Source organism: Methylobacterium sp. AMS5 (genome assembly GCF_001542815.1).
In the GTDB taxonomy this organism is placed as follows: Bacteria; Pseudomonadota; Alphaproteobacteria; order Rhizobiales; family Beijerinckiaceae; genus Methylobacterium.
The window spans coordinates 2,233,265-2,251,716 of sequence record NZ_CP006992.1 but is presented as its reverse complement, the minus strand read 5'-3'; the positions used below and the strand labels follow the sequence as shown (position 1 = coordinate 2,251,716).

27 protein-coding genes are annotated in these 18,452 nt (G+C 67.3%); 24 read left to right on the top strand and 3 right to left on the bottom strand.

All coding sequences use genetic code 11. From position 1 onward, the window contains the following. Nucleotides 1-190 precede the first annotated feature (190 nt). The 3 genes from Y590_RS10160 to Y590_RS10155 all read left to right on the top strand — a co-directional run bounded on the left by Y590_RS10160 (nt 191) and on the right by Y590_RS10155 (nt 1,286). Nucleotides 191-439, top strand: coding sequence for a hypothetical protein (locus Y590_RS10160; RefSeq protein ID WP_245517386.1), 249 nt, complete (start codon nt 191-193; stop codon nt 437-439). Between the two features lie 47 nt (nt 440-486). Beyond that, complete coding sequence (locus tag Y590_RS27300; RefSeq protein WP_256371235.1) at nt 487-615, top strand: hypothetical protein; 129 nt, start codon at nt 487-489, stop codon at nt 613-615. 230 nt (nt 616-845) lie between these two features. Next, nucleotides 846-1,286 (top strand): hypothetical protein, encoded by a 441-nt coding sequence (locus Y590_RS10155; protein ID WP_060769727.1) that lies wholly within the window; start codon nt 846-848, stop codon nt 1,284-1,286. Nucleotides 1,287-1,397: 111 nt separating this feature from the next. On the opposite strand, the gene Y590_RS10150 is transcribed toward Y590_RS10155, so the two are convergent. From Y590_RS10150 to Y590_RS10140, 3 genes are all read right to left on the bottom strand, one after another. Further along, nucleotides 1,398-2,468, bottom strand: coding sequence for a phosphatase PAP2 family protein (locus Y590_RS10150; RefSeq protein WP_060769726.1), 1,071 nt, complete (start codon nt 2,466-2,468; stop codon nt 1,398-1,400). Nucleotides 2,469-2,558: 90 nt separating this feature from the next. Beyond that, the gene (locus Y590_RS10145; RefSeq protein WP_060769725.1) at nt 2,559-3,806 is read right to left on the bottom strand and encodes a GGDEF domain-containing protein; all 1,248 of its coding nucleotides are present in this window, start codon (nt 3,804-3,806) and stop codon (nt 2,559-2,561) included. Between the two features lie 96 nt (nt 3,807-3,902). Then, on the bottom strand, nt 3,903-4,283 hold the full coding sequence (locus Y590_RS10140; protein WP_060769724.1) for a hypothetical protein: 381 nt from the start codon (nt 4,281-4,283) through the stop codon (nt 3,903-3,905). A gap of 698 nt (nt 4,284-4,981) precedes the next feature. On the opposite strand from Y590_RS10140, the gene Y590_RS10135 reads away from it, so the two are divergent. From Y590_RS10135 to Y590_RS10035, 21 genes are all read left to right on the top strand, one after another. Beyond that, nucleotides 4,982-5,551, top strand: coding sequence for a thermonuclease family protein (locus tag Y590_RS10135; protein ID WP_060769723.1), 570 nt, complete (start codon nt 4,982-4,984; stop codon nt 5,549-5,551). A 298-nt stretch (nt 5,552-5,849) separates the two neighbouring features. After that, nucleotides 5,850-6,131, top strand: coding sequence for a hypothetical protein (locus Y590_RS10130; protein ID WP_060769722.1), 282 nt, complete (start codon nt 5,850-5,852; stop codon nt 6,129-6,131). 377 nt (nt 6,132-6,508) lie between these two features. Beyond that, nucleotides 6,509-6,877: a 50S ribosomal protein L14 gene (gene rplN / locus Y590_RS10125; RefSeq protein WP_012253654.1), complete on the top strand. Its 369-nt coding sequence runs from the start codon at nt 6,509-6,511 to the stop codon at nt 6,875-6,877. Then, nucleotides 6,877-7,191, top strand: a complete 315-nt coding sequence (gene rplX, locus Y590_RS10120) for a 50S ribosomal protein L24 (RefSeq protein ID WP_003597143.1) — start codon at nt 6,877-6,879, stop codon at nt 7,189-7,191. Before rplN ends, rplX begins: the two co-directional genes overlap by 1 nt. Next, a complete protein-coding gene (rplE, locus tag Y590_RS10115) occupies nt 7,184-7,750 on the top strand; it encodes a 50S ribosomal protein L5 (protein ID WP_003597142.1) in 567 nt (188 codons plus the stop codon). The genes rplX and rplE overlap by 8 nt, the downstream gene beginning before the upstream one ends. Before the next feature lie 41 nt (nt 7,751-7,791). Beyond that, on the top strand, nt 7,792-8,097 hold the full coding sequence (gene rpsN / locus Y590_RS10110) for a 30S ribosomal protein S14 (RefSeq protein WP_003597141.1): 306 nt from the start codon (nt 7,792-7,794) through the stop codon (nt 8,095-8,097). Between the two features lie 12 nt (nt 8,098-8,109). Continuing rightward, nucleotides 8,110-8,505, top strand: coding sequence for a 30S ribosomal protein S8 (rpsH, locus tag Y590_RS10105; protein WP_003597138.1), 396 nt, complete (start codon nt 8,110-8,112; stop codon nt 8,503-8,505). Between the two features lie 16 nt (nt 8,506-8,521). Continuing rightward, nucleotides 8,522-9,055, top strand: a complete 534-nt coding sequence (rplF, locus tag Y590_RS10100) for a 50S ribosomal protein L6 (protein WP_012253653.1) — start codon at nt 8,522-8,524, stop codon at nt 9,053-9,055. A gap of 11 nt (nt 9,056-9,066) precedes the next feature. Further along, the gene (rplR, locus tag Y590_RS10095; RefSeq protein ID WP_003597133.1) at nt 9,067-9,429 is read left to right on the top strand and encodes a 50S ribosomal protein L18; all 363 of its coding nucleotides are present in this window, start codon (nt 9,067-9,069) and stop codon (nt 9,427-9,429) included. Between the two features lie 90 nt (nt 9,430-9,519). Further along, nucleotides 9,520-10,098, top strand: a complete 579-nt coding sequence (gene rpsE, locus Y590_RS10090; RefSeq protein ID WP_012253652.1) for a 30S ribosomal protein S5 — start codon at nt 9,520-9,522, stop codon at nt 10,096-10,098. Between the two features lie 11 nt (nt 10,099-10,109). Beyond that, a complete protein-coding gene (gene rpmD / locus Y590_RS10085) occupies nt 10,110-10,304 on the top strand; it encodes a 50S ribosomal protein L30 (RefSeq protein WP_012253651.1) in 195 nt (64 codons plus the stop codon). 13 nt (nt 10,305-10,317) lie between these two features. Then, nucleotides 10,318-10,827 (top strand): 50S ribosomal protein L15, encoded by a 510-nt coding sequence (rplO, locus tag Y590_RS10080; RefSeq protein WP_056198870.1) that lies wholly within the window; start codon nt 10,318-10,320, stop codon nt 10,825-10,827. Between the two features lie 114 nt (nt 10,828-10,941). After that, the gene (gene secY, locus Y590_RS10075; RefSeq protein ID WP_060769721.1) at nt 10,942-12,285 is read left to right on the top strand and encodes a preprotein translocase subunit SecY; all 1,344 of its coding nucleotides are present in this window, start codon (nt 10,942-10,944) and stop codon (nt 12,283-12,285) included. A 155-nt stretch (nt 12,286-12,440) separates the two neighbouring features. Beyond that, nucleotides 12,441-13,043: an adenylate kinase gene (locus Y590_RS10070; RefSeq protein ID WP_060769720.1), complete on the top strand. Its 603-nt coding sequence runs from the start codon at nt 12,441-12,443 to the stop codon at nt 13,041-13,043. 304 nt (nt 13,044-13,347) lie between these two features. After that, a complete protein-coding gene (gene rpsM, locus Y590_RS10065) occupies nt 13,348-13,716 on the top strand; it encodes a 30S ribosomal protein S13 (protein ID WP_003597120.1) in 369 nt (122 codons plus the stop codon). A gap of 170 nt (nt 13,717-13,886) precedes the next feature. Beyond that, nucleotides 13,887-14,276: a 30S ribosomal protein S11 gene (gene rpsK / locus Y590_RS10060; RefSeq protein WP_003597118.1), complete on the top strand. Its 390-nt coding sequence runs from the start codon at nt 13,887-13,889 to the stop codon at nt 14,274-14,276. A 37-nt stretch (nt 14,277-14,313) separates the two neighbouring features. Further along, nucleotides 14,314-15,195 carry an MBL fold metallo-hydrolase gene (locus Y590_RS10055; RefSeq protein ID WP_060769719.1) on the top strand — a complete coding sequence of 294 codons (882 nt, stop codon included), beginning with the start codon at nt 14,314-14,316 and terminating at the stop codon, nt 15,193-15,195. A 98-nt stretch (nt 15,196-15,293) separates the two neighbouring features. Continuing rightward, nucleotides 15,294-16,313, top strand: coding sequence for a DNA-directed RNA polymerase subunit alpha (locus tag Y590_RS10050; protein WP_056198883.1), 1,020 nt, complete (start codon nt 15,294-15,296; stop codon nt 16,311-16,313). Between the two features lie 235 nt (nt 16,314-16,548). After that, on the top strand, nt 16,549-16,965 hold the full coding sequence (gene rplQ, locus Y590_RS10045) for a 50S ribosomal protein L17 (protein ID WP_060769718.1): 417 nt from the start codon (nt 16,549-16,551) through the stop codon (nt 16,963-16,965). A 287-nt stretch (nt 16,966-17,252) separates the two neighbouring features. Next, the gene (locus Y590_RS10040; protein ID WP_060769717.1) at nt 17,253-17,717 is read left to right on the top strand and encodes a MarR family winged helix-turn-helix transcriptional regulator; all 465 of its coding nucleotides are present in this window, start codon (nt 17,253-17,255) and stop codon (nt 17,715-17,717) included. Nucleotides 17,718-17,961: 244 nt separating this feature from the next. Next, nucleotides 17,962-18,420, top strand: coding sequence for an NUDIX hydrolase (locus Y590_RS10035; RefSeq protein ID WP_060769716.1), 459 nt, complete (start codon nt 17,962-17,964; stop codon nt 18,418-18,420). The last annotated feature ends 32 nt before the right edge of the window (nt 18,421-18,452 follow it).

Below are 18,452 nucleotides of genomic sequence, written 5' to 3'. Positions count from 1 at the left end.
GCGAGAGACCGGCATTTGAAGCGGCTTTGTCGTGGAGAGCAGGGCTGCAGCTAAGTTTCTCGGCGGCTCACGCAGGACTATCTTTATGCCTCCGAAAAGCGCAGGATGATCTCACCATCGGAAGAGCAACCCTCAGGCTCCGATGGCTGAGGGCAATTATGTCCCCGCCTGGATTATACAGGTGGAGATCATGACCAATATCATTCAAATGAGCGAACACGGCGGCGCATCGTCGTCCTATCGTCTCTATGACGTCGGAAGCACCGGCGCCGAAGGGCCCGGACGCTTTATCCGCGCCAGAACCGACCCCGAAGCGAAGGCTCATGCCTTGGCGCTCCTCAACGATCATCCCATCGAGCTTTGGGACAGGATGCGCTTCATCGCTCGCTACTGGCCGGGAAATCTTCCGATTGCGGTCTCGGTGAAGGTCTTCAACTAGCCGCAGCACGCCTTTCTAGCGCAAGTGAACCCGAAGGAGCCATCGACATGGCCATCGAGAAGAAACGCGGCAATCGCGAGACGAAGAAGCCGAAGAAGTCGACCGCGAAGGTGATCGCGGCCGCGCCCTCCACCAAGAACCTCGTCTCCGCAGCGGTGAAATCCGCCGGCCGCTGATCGGCCCCAGACGTTTTCGATCCGCACGCCATGATGCTTCCCCAGAGGGCGAAGGCGTGTGGGCAGGCTGCTCGATACTGGACCCCGGCGATCTAACGCATCGTTGTCGCTGAGGGCGTAGATGAGCCTCCGCCTCATCCGGGTCGAGCAGCCGCACGATGATGCGCTCTCCACAGCGCTCGGCCGGTCCAGGCTCGACGCGGCCGGTCAAGCCGTGCGAGCCTCGCCCGGTGTCGATCACCAAGCCCGAACTTTCCGCGTTGCTCGCCAGCGCGCACCGCGTGCCGGAGCGTGAGCGCATCGCGGCCTTCCTGGGCGATCCGGCGACTCAGATCATCGAGAACCCGTTCGCAGCCACCCGCGCCGCTGCGGCGCGCAACACCTGGGCCGGCCGAGGTTTCGACTTTCGCGTCATGGGCGTCGAGGCCGCGGGCCTGTCGGATCTGCTGAGTGCGCTGGCCGAGCTTCCGGCCTCGGAACCGCTCGCCGAAGAAGTCGCCCGGTCCGGTCCACACACCGCGTCGATCGTGCTGAATGGGGACCGCAGCCGCGTCGTCGGCGTGGCCCTCTATGGCAAGCCCGGGACATCACTCCCACACTTCGTCACGCGCCGCCCTCGCCGCCGCGCCGCGGCCTCGACCCAGCTCGACCTGTTCGCCGATGCGGGGTGAGGCACTCGCGCTCCCGTAGATTCACTGAAGCATCGTCCCGAAAGCCGGCAACCCCCTTTCGGGACGATGCTCGAGAGGCCGGTTCGCCCGCCCGATCTTCTGGGCGAAGCGTCAACCCGTCGTCTGCGGACGCGGGAGCGGCCCGACGCCCCTGTCCGGCAGCGCTTTGCGCGAGGGCCCTGCGCCCGCGAGCGAGAACGGCCGCCGGAGCCGGTGAGCGGCCACCAGAAAAACCCCCATCAGCGTCCCGGCCAGCACGTCCGGCCCGTAGTGCCCACCCGCGCCGAGCGTGGCGACGATGACCGCGGCGTTGAGGAGAAGTGCCAGCGGCCCGATCACCGGCACCGGGGCGAGCGCCCAGGCGGTGAGGACCGCGAGGCAGGCGTGGAACGAGGGGAAGGTGACGAGGCCGCGAATCTCCGAGAGCGCGATCGTCGGCAGCGTTCCGTCGCGCAGGGCATGCAGCGCGTCGAGATGCCAGAGGGCGCCGACCGTTTCGAGATGCCCCCGCGGATAGGCCTGCGGCTCGTAATAGGCGTAGGGCCCGATTGCGGGAAACAAGGCCGAGACCGCGATGGACGCGAGCAGCGCCAGGCTGAACAGGCGGGCATAGGCCCAAAGGCGCGAGACCCGCGACACCGCACTCAGAGCGATGACGACGAGCCCGACTTGAGGCCCGCTGGAATGGTAGGCGAGCGCCAGCCACCAGGACAGGTCCGGATGCGCGGCGAGGCCGCCGACCCAGCCGCGCCAATCGAAGCCCATGGCCGCCTCGACCCGCGCGAGGGCGGGATCGGCGAAGGGCATCGCCAGGGTAGCTCCCAGATAATGCAGGAGAGCCGCCGCGGTGGTGAAGGCGGCCAGATAGGCGCTCGACAAGGCCATGGCCCGCAGCTTGGGCTCCGGCTTGACGGCGCTGAACAGAAAGGCGAGCCCGAGCAGGACCGTCACCGCACCGAGCACCGCGAACAGACCGGTCGAGGCGACGCCGATCCCGACGACCGCGAGCCAGAGGGCGTCGAGCAGAATCAGGCCGCCGAGGAGGGCCCAGAGCCGGGGACCGGGCGCCGCGAGGCCCGCACTCAGCCGTCGGAGACGCGGGCCGCCCGAGAGGTCGGACGGTGTGTCGGCCCGCGCGTCAGCCTTGCGTGAGCCGGCCCAGCGTTCCTCGTCGAGCAGCATCCGTCGGTCGCTCCTTCCGGCCCGCACCATTCGGCCGCCCCCGGACGGGAAGACGCGGCAGCGCGCGTTTTGTTCGGAAGGTCCGCCCTTTCAGGCGGAGGGGATTGCGGCGCGGGTCTCGGCGCCGGCCTGCCGGTTGGCGTTCGCAGCGGGCATGAAGCTCTCGACCCGGTTGCGGCCTTCGTTCTTGGCTGCGTAGAGCGCGAAGTCGGCGGCCTTCAACAGGTCGGCGGCCTGGATGCCGAAATCGCGCGTCCGCCCCCGCCCGGCGGTGGTGCCGACGCTCACGGTCACCAGTGCCCCCGCAGGCAGGCCGGGATGACGGATGGCGAGATCCGTTACGGCCGCGCGGATCGCCTCGCCGGCCGACCGCGCCGCGGACGGATCGGCGTCCGGCAGCAGGGCTACGAACTCCTCGCCGCCGTAGCGCGCGGCCAGACCGCCATGGGCCGCGACGGAGGCCTGCAGCGCCTCCGCCACCGCCACGAGGCAAAGGTCCCCGTCCGCGTGCCCGGCGGTGTCGTTCAGGAGCTTGAAATGATCGAGGTCGATGAGGATGACGCCGAGCCACGCATCCCGCTCGCCGGCGAGATCCCATGCCGCCTCCAGGCGCTCCGAGAAGTGGCGACGGTTGGACAGGGCCGTGAGCGAGTCGGTTTCGGAGAGCACGGTGAGGCGGGCATTGGCGCGGGCGAGCGCCTCGCCCTGGAGCTTCATCCGCAAGCCGATGAGGAAGGTTTTCCGGGCCTCCCATTCCCGCGAGTAGCAGAGCTTCAACGGCACCAGGATCAGCCCGGAGACCAGCAGGGGCAGGCCGCTGCGCTCCGGGTTGCACAGGCCGAACGCCAGAACGAGGCCGCCATAGAGGGCGAACGAGGCACCGCAGAACCACAGGCAGTGCCGGAACGGCATCGGCGCGATCAACCCCACCACCAGCGGAACGATGGTGGCGATGATGATGTAGACGTCGGCATGCGGGGCGGGCGCGAGACGGGCGCTGTTGAGGACGACGACGATATCGACGAGCGCCGTGGCGAGGACGGCAGCGGAGATCCGCACCATGGTCGGCCGTCCCCGCAGGGACACGATCGCCGCCAGCGCGACCGGGCAGAAGACGCCCAGCGTCATCGCCAGGGGCACGACGAACCCCTCGGGACCGAACACCTCCCGGTCCATGACGAGGGAGAGGAGGTTGAACAGGGTGAAGACGGCGAGCCAGGACTGCACGTAGCGACCGCTCTGCCGGGCGGTCTCGGTACGGTACTGCGCTTCGAGCGCGTCCGGAAACTTGAGCCGGTACCAGGGGCGGCTCAGACCGGCTTCGATCGGCTGTAGCATCGATGCGCCAAGTCAAGCCTCTGCTGCGCAAGCGTTAGCGTACCGGAACGCGGTTGCTCAATGACGAATGTCAGCCGGGGCAAGAGGAATCCGGCTTTATCCTTCCGGCGACGTCGAGACCGGATCGCCCGCCGCCCCGTAGCCGCGCTGGGCCGCGGCCCGGTTGACGATTCCGAAGCGGAGGACCGTCTCCTCGAGGTAATCGACCGCCCTGACGAGATGGCGGCGCGCCCGGTCCCACTCGTCCGCCTCGGCATCGCCGGCGGTCTCGGCCAAGGTGACGGAGGCGATCAGAACACGGTCGCGCTCATCCTCGATTCGCCGGTCGCGCTCGACATGGCCCCGCACGTCGGCATCGAAGGCGGCGATGACCGCCCAGGGGAAGTCGTCCTTCCGCCCGTCCGCCGGGAAGGCGGCTGCGAGCCGCCGTGCCTCGGCGGACGCCCCACGCACGAGATCTGCCAAGCTCACCGCCACCGTCCGACCCTCCTCGCCTTCGGGCCGGCGCGACGCCTCGACCCTGTCCCGCCAACGTCCGCAGCGGCGATCCCGTTCGCAAGCGAGGATGCAGGCGACATCCCGATGCCTTGAGTCTGGAGCGCGTGCCCTCTCCATGTGCCGGCATCCGGTGCGCGGCGGACAGTAAGACAGGGTCCGATGAGGCCGCCCTCTACGCTCACGCCCACCGAACGGTTTGGGGGCATCACCGTCCGGTGGGCGCAAGCGACCGGGAGCGAACCCACCGGCGCCGCCAAGGATAGGGCGGATGCGCCGTTCCGACAGCGGCGACCGGCTTGATTGTCGACCGGACGCAGCGGAACGCCAGTTCTTGGTTAAGGAACCCGAGGCGGACCCTGCGGCGAGGGGCGCGGCACCGGCATGTCGCCGCGGCATGCCGCAGGCCACGAAAAGGGCATAAGCCATGCTTCAGGTTGTCCGACAGACGCTCGCTCCCCTGTCGAAGCCCTTTGGGGCGGAAGGGATCGGGCGTTTCGTCCATCACGTGAGCGACAGACACGTGAGAGTCTTCGGTAGAGCGATTTGCCGACGCCTCCGCAGGGAAAACCTCCTCAGGAAAAGCGTCGGAAACCCATGGTGTTTCGATGAGACGAACGGGATTTCTCGGCCTTAGAGCATCATCCCGAAAGGTGGTTGCCGGCTTTCGGAAAAGGTTGATGCAAAAACAAGAGGATAGAGCATCGTCCTGGATCCTCTATCGAGGACGATGCTCCATCGTCATCGTCCTCGCCGCATTTGGCGGCGGTGCCGTCGGCGACGGCCACGCCAGCGAAAGCGTGAGCGGTCGGCCGCGGATCCTGAGCGGCGACACGCTGGTCGTCGGCGGGCGCGTCGTCGGCCTCTACGGCGTGGCGGCGCCCGGCCTGAAGCAAACCTGCCTGAACGCCAAGGGCCACGGCTATGCCTGCGGTGCCCACTCGGCCAAGGCGCTGGCTGCCCACCTGAAGGATGCCACCGTCACCTGCCAGATCCGCGAGACGGACAGCTACGGCCGTGCGCTCTCCGTCTGCCACCGGGACAAGGAGGACCTGAGCGCCTGGATGGCGGAGAAGGGCCTCGCCATGGCCGAGCGCAACCAGCGCGCCGCCTATGTCGGCGCCGAGACGGTGGCCTGGGGCAAGCGCCTCGGCCTGTGGGCGGGCTCCTTCGAAGATCCGACCGAACGACCCCGGACGAGCTACTCGAAGGCCAATACGGTGGCCGACGCTCAGCCCGAGGCGCATTGACGAGCCCGCGAGTCGGGCCATACCCCCAAGGCGGAACGGCTTCGGCAAGGCGCCGGGACCGATCCACGGGCGACAACGGTGTGCATCGGCACGGAGCCGGCGGTCGCGCGGTCGCCGCAGCGCTTGCGACCGGCTCGGTCAGGTGCCACGTAGAGGCTTCCAGGCGCGCGGACGGGGCGGCTGGGGACGTGACCGCAGCGTTGCCCCCGACTCGATCCCCCGGACTCGTCCTCCGCGCGACGCTGCGGCCTCAAGCCCGCTGGTTCCGGCGGCCTGCGCCAGGGAGTGATGAGAAGCCATGCGTTGCCCGATCGCCGTCTCCGCCCTCCTGCTTTCCGGCCTCGTGCTCTCCGGTCCTGTCCTCGCTCAGGATGGGGGTGACATCCGGGTCACCCCGACCGGCCGCACCGTCACCGCGACCGGCCAGACCAAGCCGCCGGCCCCGGCTCAGACGCAGGGCGACATCTCGTCCGTCTCCCAGGAGCAGATGCTCAAGGCCCAGCGCGCCGCGCAGGCGCGCGACAAGGCTTGGGACGCGAAGATGAACAAGACCATGGGCTCGATCTGCAAAGGTTGCTGACCGCCCCGGCCCGAGCCCCGGCGGACGGAGACCAAAGCCGCTCCGACCCCGCTCCCTCAACGCCGGAACCATAGCCGGCACCCTGGCCGGCACCCTGCCGGAAATCCTCCGCGCGGCCCTCCCGGCAGCAGCAGGCGCGCGCGAATTCACCCGTCTCCAGGCTTGCACAGAGCCCGCGTCCGTAGTATCGGGCACGCCTTCGCGACAGTCCTTGGGGTGCTCGCATCCCTTCGTACGCGGTGACCGCGCCGGCATTCCAACGCCGATAGCGCGGTCTCTTACATGAGCCGGGGACATCAGATCCCCCTCAGGCGTCGTCCGCCGGGCAATACCGTCCGTGTGCGGAAACCCGCCTGAAACAAGGAAAGGTCACTCCCGTGATCCAGATGCAGACGAATCTGGACGTCGCCGACAATTCGGGTGCGCGCCGCGTGATGTGCATCAAGGTACTCGGCGGGTCGAAGCGCAAATATGCCGGCGTCGGCGACATCATCGTCGTCTCCGTCAAGGAGGCGATCCCGCGCGGCCGCGTGAAGAAGGGCGACGTCATGAAGGCGGTCGTCGTGCGCACGGCCAAGGACGTGAAGCGCGCCGATGGTTCGGTGATCCGCTTCGACAAGAACGCCGCCGTTCTGATCAACAATCAGAAGGAGCCGGTCGGCACCCGTATCTTCGGACCGGTGCCGCGTGAGTTGCGCGCGCGCAACCACATGAAGATCATCTCGCTCGCTCCTGAGGTGCTGTGATGGCCGCCAAGATCAAGAAGGGCGACACGGTCGTCGTTCTCACCGGTCGCGACGCGGGTCGCTCCGGCGAGGTCATCCAGGTCATGCCGAAGGAGGACAAGGCCTTCGTTCGCGGCGTCAACCTGGTGAAGAAGCACCAGCGCCAGACCCAGAACCAGGAAGGCGGCATCATCTCCAAGGAAGCTGCCATCCAACTGTCCAACATCGCGGTGGCCGACGCCAACGGCAAGCCGACCCGTGTTGGGTTCCGCATCCTCGACGACGGGCGCAAGGTCCGGTTCGCCAAGACCACGGGGGATCAGATCGATGGCTGAGGCCGACAAGAACGCCTACATCCCGCGTCTGCGCAAGCACTACGACGAGGTTGTCCGGCAGAAGCTGATCGAGCAGTTCGGGTACGCAAACCCGATGCAGGTCCCGCAGATCGAGAAGATCGTCATCAACATGGGCGTCGGCGAGTCCACCGCGGACTCGAAGAAGGCCACCGTTGCGGCGGGCGACCTCGCGCTCATCGCCGGCCAGAAGCCGGTCATCACCCGCGCCCGCAAGGCGATCGCGACCTTCAAGGTCCGCGAAGGCATGCCGATCGGCTGCAAGGTGACCCTGCGCAAGGCTCGCATGTACGAGTTCATGGACCGTCTCGTCACGATCGCGCTGCCGCGCGTCCGCGACTTCCGCGGCCTGAACCCGCGTTCCTTCGACGGCCGTGGCAACTACGCCATGGGCCTCAAGGAGCACCTCGTGTTCCCGGAGATCTCCTACGACAAGGCGGAGCAGACCTGGGGCATGGACATCGTCGTCCAGACGAGCGCCACCACGGACGAAGAGGCCAAGGCTCTCCTCGCCCATTTCAAGTTCCCGTTCCGGCAGTAAGCGGCGGCAACGTCGCTTAGACGCGGACACTGGAGAAAGACATGGCTAAGAAAAGCTCAGTCGAGAAGAACAACCACCGCAAGGATCTGGTGAAGCGCTTCGCCGAGAAGCGCAAAGCCCTCCTCGCCATCGCCAACGACGAGTCCCGTGAGATGGAGGAGCGCTTCGAGGCGCGCCTGAAGCTCGCGGAACTGCCGCGCAACTCGTCGGCCACCCGCATCCGCAACCGTTGCGAGATGACCGGCCGTCCGCGGGCCTACTACCGCAAGCTCGGCATCTCACGCGTGGCTCTGCGCGAGCTCGGCAACCGGGGTCTCATCCCCGGCCTCGTGAAGTCCAGCTGGTAAGGGGAGGCATCCATGGTGAACGATCCCGTGGGTGACATGCTCACCCGCATCCGCAACGGTCAGAGCCGTCGCCGCAACGTCGTCCAGACCCCCGGCTCGCGCCTGCGCGCCTCGGTTCTCGACGTCCTGAAGTCCGAGGGCTACATCCGCGATTACGCGGTGCAGGACCTCGGCAACGGCCGCACGGAGTTCCAGATCGAACTCAAGTACTACGACGGTCGCCCGGTCATCCGGGAGATCAAGCGGGTGTCGAAGCCCGGCCGCCGTGTCTACTCGTCGGTTGGCGAGTTGCCGCGCGTCGCCGACGGCCTCGGCGTCACCATCATCTCGACCCCGCAGGGCGTCATGGCCGATCACGTTGCGCGCGAGCGCAACGTCGGCGGTGAAGTGCTCTGCAAGGTGTTCTGATCCGGAGGACAGCGACATGTCTCGCGTAGGCAAGAAGCCCGTCCCCGTCCCGTCTGGCGTCACCGCCACGGTCACGGGTCAGACGGTGAAGGTGAAGGGCTCGAAGGGCGAACTCCAGTTCGTCGTCCCGTCCCAGGTGGTCGTCGAGTTCAAGGACGGCGCCGTCTCGGTGCAGCCCAAGGACCAGTCGAAGCAGGCCCGCTCCCTGTGGGGCACCTCGCGCGCCCAGGTGGCGAACCTCGTCGAGGGCGTTTCCAAGGGTTTCGAGAAGAAGCTGGAGATCACGGGCGTCGGCTACCGCGCCGCGATGGCCGGCAAAGCGCTCAAGCTCTCGCTCGGCTACAGCCACGACATCGAGTACGAGATCCCGGCCGGCATCACCATCGTGACGCCCAAGCCCACGGAAATCGTGGTGTCGGGCATCGACCGGCAGCGCGTCGGTCAGGTCGCGGCGGAGATTCGCGAGTATCGCGGTCCCGAGCCCTATAAGGGCAAGGGCGTGAAATACGCTGGCGAATTCATCTTCCGCAAGGAAGGCAAGAAGAAGTAAGGGGGGCGATCATGTCGAACAAGAACGAAGCCCTCCTGCGTCGCAAGGCGCGGGTCCGTCGGGCCCTCAGAGCTGCCGCCAACGGCCGTCCGCGGTTGTCGGTGTTCCGCTCGTCCAAGCAGATCTACGTCCAGGTCATCGACGACGCCGCGGGCCGTACGCTCGCCGCCGCGTCGAGCCTCGACAAGGATCTGAAGTCCAGCCTGAAGACCGGTGCCGACAAGGCAGCGGCCGAGGCGGTCGGCAAGCTCGTCGCCGAGCGCGCCAAGGCTGCGGGCGTCACCAAGGTCGTCTTCGACCGCTCGGGCTACATCTTCCACGGTCGCGTCAAGGCTCTCGCCGACGCTGCCCGTGAGGGTGGCCTGGACTTCTAAGACGCCGCGTTCCCTCCCCCTCGTGGGGAGGGGACCCATCGAGCGAGCGGGTCGTTCCGATCCGCGTCAGTGAGATAACAGGAATCAGATATGGCACGTGAACGCGAGGGTCGTCGCCGCGACGACCGCGAGGAGCGCGACAGCGAGTTCGTGGACAAGCTCGTCCACATCAACCGCGTCGCCAAAGTGGTGAAGGGTGGCCGTCGCTTCGGCTTCGCGGCGCTCGTCGTCGTCGGCGACCAGAAGGGCCGCGTCGGCTTCGGCCACGGCAAGGCCCGTGAGGTGCCGGAGGCGATCCGCAAGGCGACCGAGGCCGCCAAGCGCGGTCTGATCCGGGTGTCGCTGCGCGAGGGCCGCACCCTGCACCACGACGTCAACGGACGTCACGGCGCCGGCAAGGTCATCCTGCGCGCCGCGCCCCAGGGCACCGGCATCATCGCGGGTGGTCCGATGCGCGCCGTGTTCGAGACGCTCGGCATGCAGGACGTCGTCGCCAAGTCGCTCGGCTCGTCCAACCCCTACAACCTCGTGCGCGCCACCTTCGACGCGCTCAAGAACGAGGACAGCCCGCGCTCGGTCGCGGCCCGTCGCGGTCTCAAGGTGTCGGCCCTCCAGGCCCGTCGCCGTGACGCCGACCCGGCCGACACCTCCGAAGCGGCCGTCGCGTAAGGGAGGGCAGCATGGCAACCAAGACTGTCCGCATCGAGCAGATCGGCTCGCCGATCCGCCGCGAAGCCTCCCAGCGTGCGACGCTGGTCGGCCTCAAGCTGAACAAGCTACACCGCGTTTCCGAGCTGGAGGACACTCCCTCGGTCCGCGGAATGATCCGCAAGGTCGCGCACCTCGTGCGCGTCCTCGACGACGCCGCGGCGTGAGGAGGGCTCCACCATGAAGCTCAACGAGATCCGCGACAACGAAGGGGCCACCAAGGCCCGCATGCGCGTCGGCCGGGGCATCGGCTCCGGCAAAGGCAAGACCGGTGGCCGCGGCGTGAAGGGTCAGAAGGCCCGGAGCGGCGTGTCCATCAAGGGCTTCGAGGGCGGCCAGATGCCGCTGCATCGGCGCCTGCCCAAGCGCGGCTTCAACAACATCCACGCCCATGACCTGAACGAGGTGAATCTCGGCCGGGTGCAGCAGGCCGTGGATGCCGGCAAGCTCGACGCGAACGCCGCCATCACGGTCGATGCGCTGGTCAAGGCCGGCATCATCGCCCGCGCCCGCGACGGCGTGAAGCTGCTCGGTGTCGGCGAGCTGACCTCGAAGCTCAGCTTCGAGGTGACCCGCGCCTCCAAGTCGGCCATCGAGGCCGTCGAGAAGGCTGGCGGCTCGGTGACCACGACCTTCGCCGCCGGCGTCGCCCATCGCGGCGCGGCGGAAGGCGCGGTTGCGTCGGCCTGACGCCGCGATTAAGTCGAACGCCGAAGCGGCGGCCCGTGCTCGCACGCGGCCGCCGCTTTCGCTTTCAGGGACCGTTCGAGACGCGTCCCGACGGCAATTCCTGGGATACGAGACATGGCCTCAGCCGCCGAACAGCTTGCCGCGAACCTGAACTTCGGCGCCATCGCCAAGGCCGACGAGCTTAAGAAGCGCATCTGGTTCACCCTGGGCGCGCTCATCGTTTTCCGGCTCGGCACCTACATCCCGATTCCGGGCATCGACCCGGAGCAGTTCGCGCGGAACTTCCAGAACCAGGCCGGCGGCGTGCTCGGCATGTTCAACATGTTCTCCGGCGGTGCCGTCGAGCGCATGGCGGTCTTCGCGCTCAACATCATGCCCTACATCTCGGCCTCCATCATCGTTCAGCTTCTGACCTCGGTCGTGCCGACCCTGGAAGCGCTGAAGAAAGAGGGCGAGTCGGGCCGCAAGGTCATCAACCAGTACACCCGCTACCTCACGGTGGTACTGGCACTGGTTCAGTCCTGGGGCATCGCCTTCGGCCTTCAGGGCTCGAACGCGGTCATCACGCCGGGTCCGTTCTTCATCCTCTCCACCGTCGTGACGCTGACCGGCGGCACGCTGTTCCTGATGTGGATCGGCGAGCAGATCACCTCGCGCGGCATCGGCAACGGCTCCTCGCTCATCATCTTCGCCGGTATCGTCGCCCACCTGCCGGCCTCGATCTTCAAGGCGCTCGAACTCACCCGCACCGGCGCGCTCTCGCCCGCCATCCTGCTCGGCGCCGGACTTGCGGCGGTCGCGCTGATCTACTTCATCGTGTTCATGGAACGCGCCCAGCGCCGGCTCCTCATCAACTACCCCAAGCGACAGGTCGGCAACCGCATGTACGAGGGCCAGTCCTCGTTCCTGCCGCTCAAGCTCAATACCTCGGGCGTGATCCCGCCGATCTTCGCCTCGTCGCTGCTGCTGCTTCCGACGACGGTGGCGAGCTTCTCGGCCAACCAGGGCTCGACCGGCATCCTCAGCACGCTGACGGCCTATCTCGGCCACGGAAGGCCGCTCTACATGGTCGCCTATGCCGGCCTGATCATCTTCTTCACGTTCTTCTACACGGCGATCGTCTTCAATCCGCAGGAGACCGCCGACAACCTGAAGAAGCAGGGCGGCTTCATCCCCGGCATCCGTCCGGGGGAGCGGACCGCGGCCTTCATCGACAAGGTGCTGACGCGCATCACGGTGATCGGCGCGGCCTACCTCACCTTCGTCTGCCTCGTGCCGGAGATCGTCGCCTCCTACACCTCGGAGGCGCTGGGCTTCGGCGGCACCTCGCTGCTGATCGTGGTCTCGGTCACCATGGACACGGTGGCTCAGATCCACGGGCACCTGATGGCGCATCAGTACGAGGGCCTCGTGAAGAAGGCCAAGCTGCGTGGCGCCTCTACGACGCGGCGCCGCTGAGGCGCCCCGAAAGGCAGCCTTCGACAAAGGTTTGGTGGACGCGCAGTTCGGAATTGCGCATCACAGCGTTGTGACGACGGCGCGGCCTCAGGAAGGTGGGCGCGCCGCCCATGAAGAACGAGCCCGGCGCCGGGCCTTGAGGACGGGGAGACGCTATGCGGATCATTCTGCTCGGACCGCCGGGTGCGGGGAAGGGTACGCAGTCCGAGCGTATCGTGGAGCGCTACCGCGTTCCGCAGCTTTCGACCGGCGACATGCTGCGCGCCGCGGTCGCCGCCAGGACGCCGGTCGGACTGGAAGCGAAGGCGATCATGGAGAGCGGCGGCCTCGTGTCCGACGCGATCGTGGTCGGCATCGTTGCCGACCGCATCGAGGAAGCCGACGCCAAGAACGGCTTCATCCTCGACGGCTTCCCCCGCACGGTCGAACAGGCCAAGGCCCTCGACGCCATGCTGGCGGAGAAGGGCATCGCCCTCGACGCGGTGGTGGAATTCGTCGTCGACGAGACCGCCCTCGTCGGCCGCATCGCCAAGCGCGCCGAGGAGACCGCCGCCCGCGGCCAGCCTGTGCGGAAGGACGACACGCCGGAGGTCTTCAAGACCCGGCTCGACGCCTACAGGAAGCAGACCGCTCCGCTTTCCGACTATTACGCCGGCACCGGTCTGCTGCGGAAGATCGACGGCATGAAGCCGATCGATGCCGTGACCGGGGATGTTACCGCCCTCCTCGACAGCTTCCGCGAGACGGCCTCTTCCTGAAGCCTCGGCACCGCGCAGACCTCGAAGCCCGCCTCCCGTTCCGACGGGGCGGGCTTTTTCATGCCTCGGCGACGGTCTTACCGGCTGTGGACCGTATTCCGGTTTTCAAAGCGTTGACAAGTTATCCGGCCCGCGCTAGGCGGACCCCCTTCGTCCAAGCGGGATGTGGTTCGGGGCGCCTCACGGAGCGCGCTTTCGGGCCGATTTGTCGTTCTGGGCGGCGCGCAGGGGCCGGCCTCCACCGGACGCGCGCTTTCATCCGCCGAGGCGTGGCCGATCGCGCCCGCCACATGGAGAGAACATCTTGGCTCGTATCGCCGGCGTCAACATCCCGACCGCCAAGCGCGTCGTCATCGCGCTCCAGTACATCCACGGCATCGGCCCGAAGAAGGCCGAGGAGATCACCGAGAAGGTCGGCATCCCGGCCGAGCGCCGGGTGAACCAGCTCACCGACGCCGAGGTGCTTCAGATCCGCGAAGCCATCGACCGCGACTACATCGTCGAGGGCGACCTGCGCCGCGAAGTCTCGATGAACATCAAGCGCCTGATGGATCTCGGCTGCTACCGCGGCCTGCGTCACCGCAAGCAGCTCCCGGTCCGCGGCCAGCGCACCCACACCAACGCCCGCACCCGCAAGGGCAAGGCGAAGCCGATCGCCGGCAAGAAGAAGTAATTTTTGGCATGGGAAGGCCGTGCTTTGCTCTGCCTTCTTTCCGTCGCGCTGGGTGCCCCCCGGCCGTCGATGGTTGAGCGGGACGGGTCTGCACGACGGACGCGCCCAAGTGACAAAAGAATCCCGAGCGCCTGGAAGTACGGGCGTGATTGAAGGACGAAAGCGAAAAGATGGCTAAGGAACCGACCCGCGTCCGCCGGCGCGAACGCAAGAACATCGTCTCGGGCGTGGCGCATGTCGCCGCCTCGTTCAACAACACGATGATCACCATCACCGACGCGCAGGGCAACACGATCTCGTGGTCGTCGGCTGGCGCGATGGGCTTCAAGGGCTCGCGCAAGTCGACCCCGTATGCGGCCCAGGTTGCCGCCGAGGACGCGGCCCGCAAGGCGTCCGAGCACGGCATGCGCACCCTCGAGGTCGAGGTCTCCGGCCCCGGTTCGGGCCGTGAGTCGGCTCTGCGTGCGCTCCAGGCCGCGGGCTTCACCGTGACCTCGATCCGCGACGTCACCTCGATCCCGCATAACGGCTGCCGGCCGCGCAAGCGCCGCCGCGTCTGATCGCACGACACCGGAGCATCCCCGAGCGGAGAAGCCCATGGCGGACAGATCGAAGCCCCTACCCGGCGCGCTGCGTTGGAACCTCGGCGACCTCACAGTCACCGCGCTCAACGACGGCTGGTTTCAGGGCTCCCTCGATCTCGTCACGGGTATCCCTCAGGACGAGGCCGGCGCTCTACAGCGCGCCGGCTTCCGCCCGGAGGCTCCGGTCGTCACGCTCAACGCGTTCCTCGTCACCGGCGCCGGCCGCAAGCCGGTGCTGATCGATTCCGGGTATGGCCATTTCGGCCCCGACACCATGGGCCGGGTGCCCGCCGCCCTCGCGCTCGCCGGCGTCGCGCCGGAGGAGATCGAGACCGTGCTCCTGACCCATCTCCATCCCGATCATGCGGGCGGGCTGGTGAAGGCGGATGGCAGCGCGGCCTACCCGAACGCGGAACTCGTCGTGCATGCGACGGAAGCCGCGCACTGGCTTCCCGATGCGGCGCTGTCGCGGGCGCCGGACGAGGCCAAGCCGTATTTCGAGAACGCCCGCAAGGCGGTGGCGCCCTACGGTGCGCGGCTGCGCAAGCACGAGGGTGGTGAGCTGGTTCCCGGCATCACCGCCGTTCCGCTGCCCGGCCACACGCCCGGCCATTGCGGCATGCGGATCGTATCGGGGGACAAGTCCCTGCTGATGTGGACCGACGTGGTGCATATGCCGGCGATCCAGTTCAAGCAGCCGGAGGCGGGCGTCGCCTTCGATGTGGACGGGGATCAGGCCCGGGCGACTCGCAAGCGCGTGCTCGACGAGGTGGCGACGGAGAGAACCCTCATCGCCGGCTCGCATCTCGAGTTTCCGGCGCTGGGATACGTGGCCCGCGACGGCGCGGGCTACCGCTTCGTTCCCGCTCTCTGGGTGGCGGGCGAGCAGCCTTAGATTTTTGGGGACCGGTCCGGATGCTCCCAGAGCATTCCAGGGCCGGCCGTAGCGCTTTCCGGGACGCCGGCGGCGCGGGTTTGGCAAGAGGTAGGACCGTGGTCATTCAGAAGAACTGGCAAGAGCTCATCAAGCCGAACAAGCTGCAGGTGACGGCCGGCGACGATCCCAAGCGGGTCGCCACCGTCGTGGCCGAGCCGCTCGAGCGCGGCTTCGGCACGACGCTCGGCAACAGCCTGCGCCGCGTGCTGCTCTCCTCGCTTCAGGGCGCCGCCGTGACCTCCGTCCAGATCGACGGCGTGCTGCACGAGTTCTCGTCCATCCCCGGCGTGCGTGAGGACGTGACCGACATCGTCCTCAACATCAAGACCATCGCCATCCGCTCGCAGACGGATCAGCCCAAGCGCATGACCCTGCGCAAGACGGGCCCGGGCCTCGTCACCGCGGGCGACATCGGCGCCGTCGGCGACATCCAGATCCTGAACCCCGACCTCGTGATCTGCACCCTGGACGACGGGGCCGAGATCCGCATGGAGTTCACGGTCGCCACCGGCAAGGGCTACGTCCCGGCCGAGCACAACCGCCCCGAGGATGCGCCGATCGGCCTGATCCCGGTCGATGCGCTGTACTCGCCGGTGACCAAGGTCAGCTACCGCGTCGAGACCACCCGCGAGGGCCAGGATCTCGACAAGGACAAGCTGACGATGACGCTCGAAACCAACGGCGCCGTGTCGCCGGAGGATGCGCTGGCCTACGCCGCCCGCATCATCCAGGACCAGCTCCAAGTCTTCGTGAACTTCGAGGAGCCCCGCAAGGAAGAGGCGGCGCCGCTCGCGCCGCAGCTCCCCTTCAACCCGGCGCTGCTCAAGAAGGTGGACGAGCTCGAACTGTCGGTCCGTTCGGCGAACTGCCTGAAGAACGACAACATCGTCTATATCGGCGACCTCATCCAGAAGTCGGAGGGCGAGATGCTGCGCACCCCGAATTTCGGCCGCAAGTCGCTCAACGAGATCAAGGAAGTGCTCGCCGGCATGGGCCTGCACCTCGGCATGGACGTTCCCGGCTGGCCGCCGGAGAACATCGAGGATCTCGCCAAGCGCTTCGAAGAACACTACTGAGGGGCGAAGCCGCCCCTGGCCTGATTGAGCGGCGCTGCACGGCGTCGTTTGTTCGGCCGCCTCGGGACCCGGTGCTGAGCCGCTGGGTCGGCGCGACCGCCCGCCCCAGCAAAGCCGGGGCGGGCACTCCCGAAAGAAATCCCGCCGCTGGGTTACGCGGATTTTCTGAAAACAGCCCCTGGGGCACTCGGCCGTACCGTGGCACGGCGGCCGTGACTGAGAAGGACCAGCCACCATGCGTCACGGCTATCGCGGTCGCCGCTTCAATCGCACCACCGAGCATCGTAAGGCGATGTTCGCCAACATGTCGGCCGCGCTGATCAAGCACGAGCAGATCGTCACCACCCTGCCGAAGGCCAAGGATCTGCGTCCGGTCATCGAGAAGCTGATCTCGCTCGGCCGTACCGACAGCATCCATGCCCGCCGCCTCGCCATGGCCCAGATCCGCGATGCGGACATGGTCAAGAAGCTCTTCTTGGTCCTCGGCCCGCGCTACCAGTCGCGTCCGGGTGGCTACTGCCGCATCATGAAGGCGGGCTTCCGCTACGGCGACAACGCTCCCATGGCCGTCATCGAGTTCGTGGATCGTGACGTCGACGCCCGGGGCAAGGATTCCGGCCCGACCTCGGTCGAGACGGCCGACGCCGCCTGAGGTTGGGTCCCGCACATTGCGGGGGAACGCGTGACATTATGATCGGAGCGAAGGGCGGCCATACGGCCGCCTTTTTGCGTGTTCGACCGGGAGCGCTAAAAGCGGGTGTCCGAACCGGCGGTGGAGAAAGCGCCGGGACGTCGCCACTGGGACAATTGTGCATGTGCCTTGCCGTGTTGCATCCGCTATCGTCGGGTGCGCGGCAGGGTTGAGGATCACCGGCAAGCCGGCGCCCCTTCCCCGGTGCGGCAGGCCGGAAGGCGTTGTCGAACGGCAGGATGTGAACCGTGAATGCTCCCAACGAGAGCGCAGAAGTACTGAGGGACCCGCTGCTGCTGGACAATCAGCTCTGCTACGCGCTCTACGCCGCGGCCCACCGGATGACGAAATCCTATCGGCCGATGCTGGAACGGATGGGGCTGACTTACCCGCAATATCTGGTGCTTCTCGTGCTCTGGGAGAACGACGGCGTCACCGTCTCCGAGATCGGCCGGCGCCTTCGGCTCGATTCCGGCACGCTCACGCCGGTGCTCAAACGGCTGGAGACGAGCGGATTGCTGAATCGCAATCGTCGTCAATCCGACGAGCGCGAGGTCGAGATCGCGCTGACCGATCAAGGCCGTGCTCTCCGCTCGGAGGCGATCGCCGTACGCCAGTCCGTCATGTGTCAGCTCAACATGTCGGAGCCCGAGATCCAGGCCATGCGGGCCGACCTGAATGCGCTCATCGAAAACCTCTCGACGGCGTGCTGATCGAGCCGTCACGCCTCGGCTCCAGTCCATTTTGCCGGGTAAATTTCGATTGAGTTGCTGCCCACGATTCCGCTAGTGACCCCTGTCGCTCATCGTCTGGATGCGACGGCAGCCCCGATCGCAGCGACGTGCCTTCCCGTCATCAATCTTTCAAGGAAGTTTGGCCTCGTCTGCGCCCGCTCGGAGCAGACCCGGCGGCAAACGCTGAGCGCGAACCGCGCCGGCCGCAGGGCGTTTCAGCAGCATGACGGCGGGCCCGATCGATAGCAGCCGCGAAGCGCGGCCCCAGGTCGGCGTGCTGCCGATGCGCCGGACACCGGAGGGTGGCACGGAGGTTCTGCTCGTCACGTCGCGTGAGACCCGCCGCTGGGTCATCCCGAAGGGCTGGCCGATGAAGGGGCGCAAACCCTTCGAAGCGGCTGCCCAGGAGGCCTATGAGGAGGCCGGCATCGTCGGCCGCGTCGGCAAGCGGCCGATCGGTTTCTATCTCTACGAGAAGCGCCTGAAGAACCGCGACGCGGTTCTCTGCCAAGTGAAGGTGTTTCCTCTGGAGGTGCGCAAGCAGCTCAAGAAGTTTCCCGAACGCGGCCAGCGCGATGCCCGCTGGTTCACCCCCTCCGAGGCGGCCGACATGGTGATCGAAGCCGGTCTCGCCGGCCTGATCCGCGCCGCCGGAAACCGCGATCCGAAGCGGAAAGGCTGAGCGGCGGGGTGCGCCCACCCTCACGGCTGTGT

Coding starts and splice junctions, on each gene's coding strand:
- secY (WP_060769721.1), top strand. CDS start 10,942: ATGGCCTCAGCCGCCGAACAGCTTGCCGCGAACCTGAACTTCGGCGCC.
- Y590_RS10160 (WP_245517386.1), top strand. CDS start 191: ATGACCAATATCATTCAAATGAGCGAACACGGCGGCGCATCGTCGTCC.
- Y590_RS10135 (WP_060769723.1), top strand. CDS start 4,982: ATGCAAAAACAAGAGGATAGAGCATCGTCCTGGATCCTCTATCGAGGA.
- Y590_RS10055 (WP_060769719.1), top strand. CDS start 14,314: ATGGCGGACAGATCGAAGCCCCTACCCGGCGCGCTGCGTTGGAACCTC.
- rplX (WP_003597143.1), top strand. CDS start 6,877: ATGGCCGCCAAGATCAAGAAGGGCGACACGGTCGTCGTTCTCACCGGT.
- Y590_RS27300 (WP_256371235.1), top strand. CDS start 487: ATGGCCATCGAGAAGAAACGCGGCAATCGCGAGACGAAGAAGCCGAAG.
- rplF (WP_012253653.1), top strand. CDS start 8,522: ATGTCTCGCGTAGGCAAGAAGCCCGTCCCCGTCCCGTCTGGCGTCACC.
- rplE (WP_003597142.1), top strand. CDS start 7,184: ATGGCTGAGGCCGACAAGAACGCCTACATCCCGCGTCTGCGCAAGCAC.
- Y590_RS10070 (WP_060769720.1), top strand. CDS start 12,441: ATGCGGATCATTCTGCTCGGACCGCCGGGTGCGGGGAAGGGTACGCAG.
- rpsH (WP_003597138.1), top strand. CDS start 8,110: ATGGTGAACGATCCCGTGGGTGACATGCTCACCCGCATCCGCAACGGT.
- Y590_RS10145 (WP_060769725.1), bottom strand. CDS start 3,806: ATGCTACAGCCGATCGAAGCCGGTCTGAGCCGCCCCTGGTACCGGCTC.
- rpsN (WP_003597141.1), top strand. CDS start 7,792: ATGGCTAAGAAAAGCTCAGTCGAGAAGAACAACCACCGCAAGGATCTG.
- rplQ (WP_060769718.1), top strand. CDS start 16,549: ATGCGTCACGGCTATCGCGGTCGCCGCTTCAATCGCACCACCGAGCAT.
- Y590_RS10150 (WP_060769726.1), bottom strand. CDS start 2,468: ATGCTGCTCGACGAGGAACGCTGGGCCGGCTCACGCAAGGCTGACGCG.
- rpsE (WP_012253652.1), top strand. CDS start 9,520: ATGGCACGTGAACGCGAGGGTCGTCGCCGCGACGACCGCGAGGAGCGC.
- Y590_RS10035 (WP_060769716.1), top strand. CDS start 17,962: ATGACGGCGGGCCCGATCGATAGCAGCCGCGAAGCGCGGCCCCAGGTC.
- rpmD (WP_012253651.1), top strand. CDS start 10,110: ATGGCAACCAAGACTGTCCGCATCGAGCAGATCGGCTCGCCGATCCGC.
- rplR (WP_003597133.1), top strand. CDS start 9,067: ATGTCGAACAAGAACGAAGCCCTCCTGCGTCGCAAGGCGCGGGTCCGT.
- rplO (WP_056198870.1), top strand. CDS start 10,318: ATGAAGCTCAACGAGATCCGCGACAACGAAGGGGCCACCAAGGCCCGC.
- rpsK (WP_003597118.1), top strand. CDS start 13,887: ATGGCTAAGGAACCGACCCGCGTCCGCCGGCGCGAACGCAAGAACATC.
- Y590_RS10130 (WP_060769722.1), top strand. CDS start 5,850: ATGCGTTGCCCGATCGCCGTCTCCGCCCTCCTGCTTTCCGGCCTCGTG.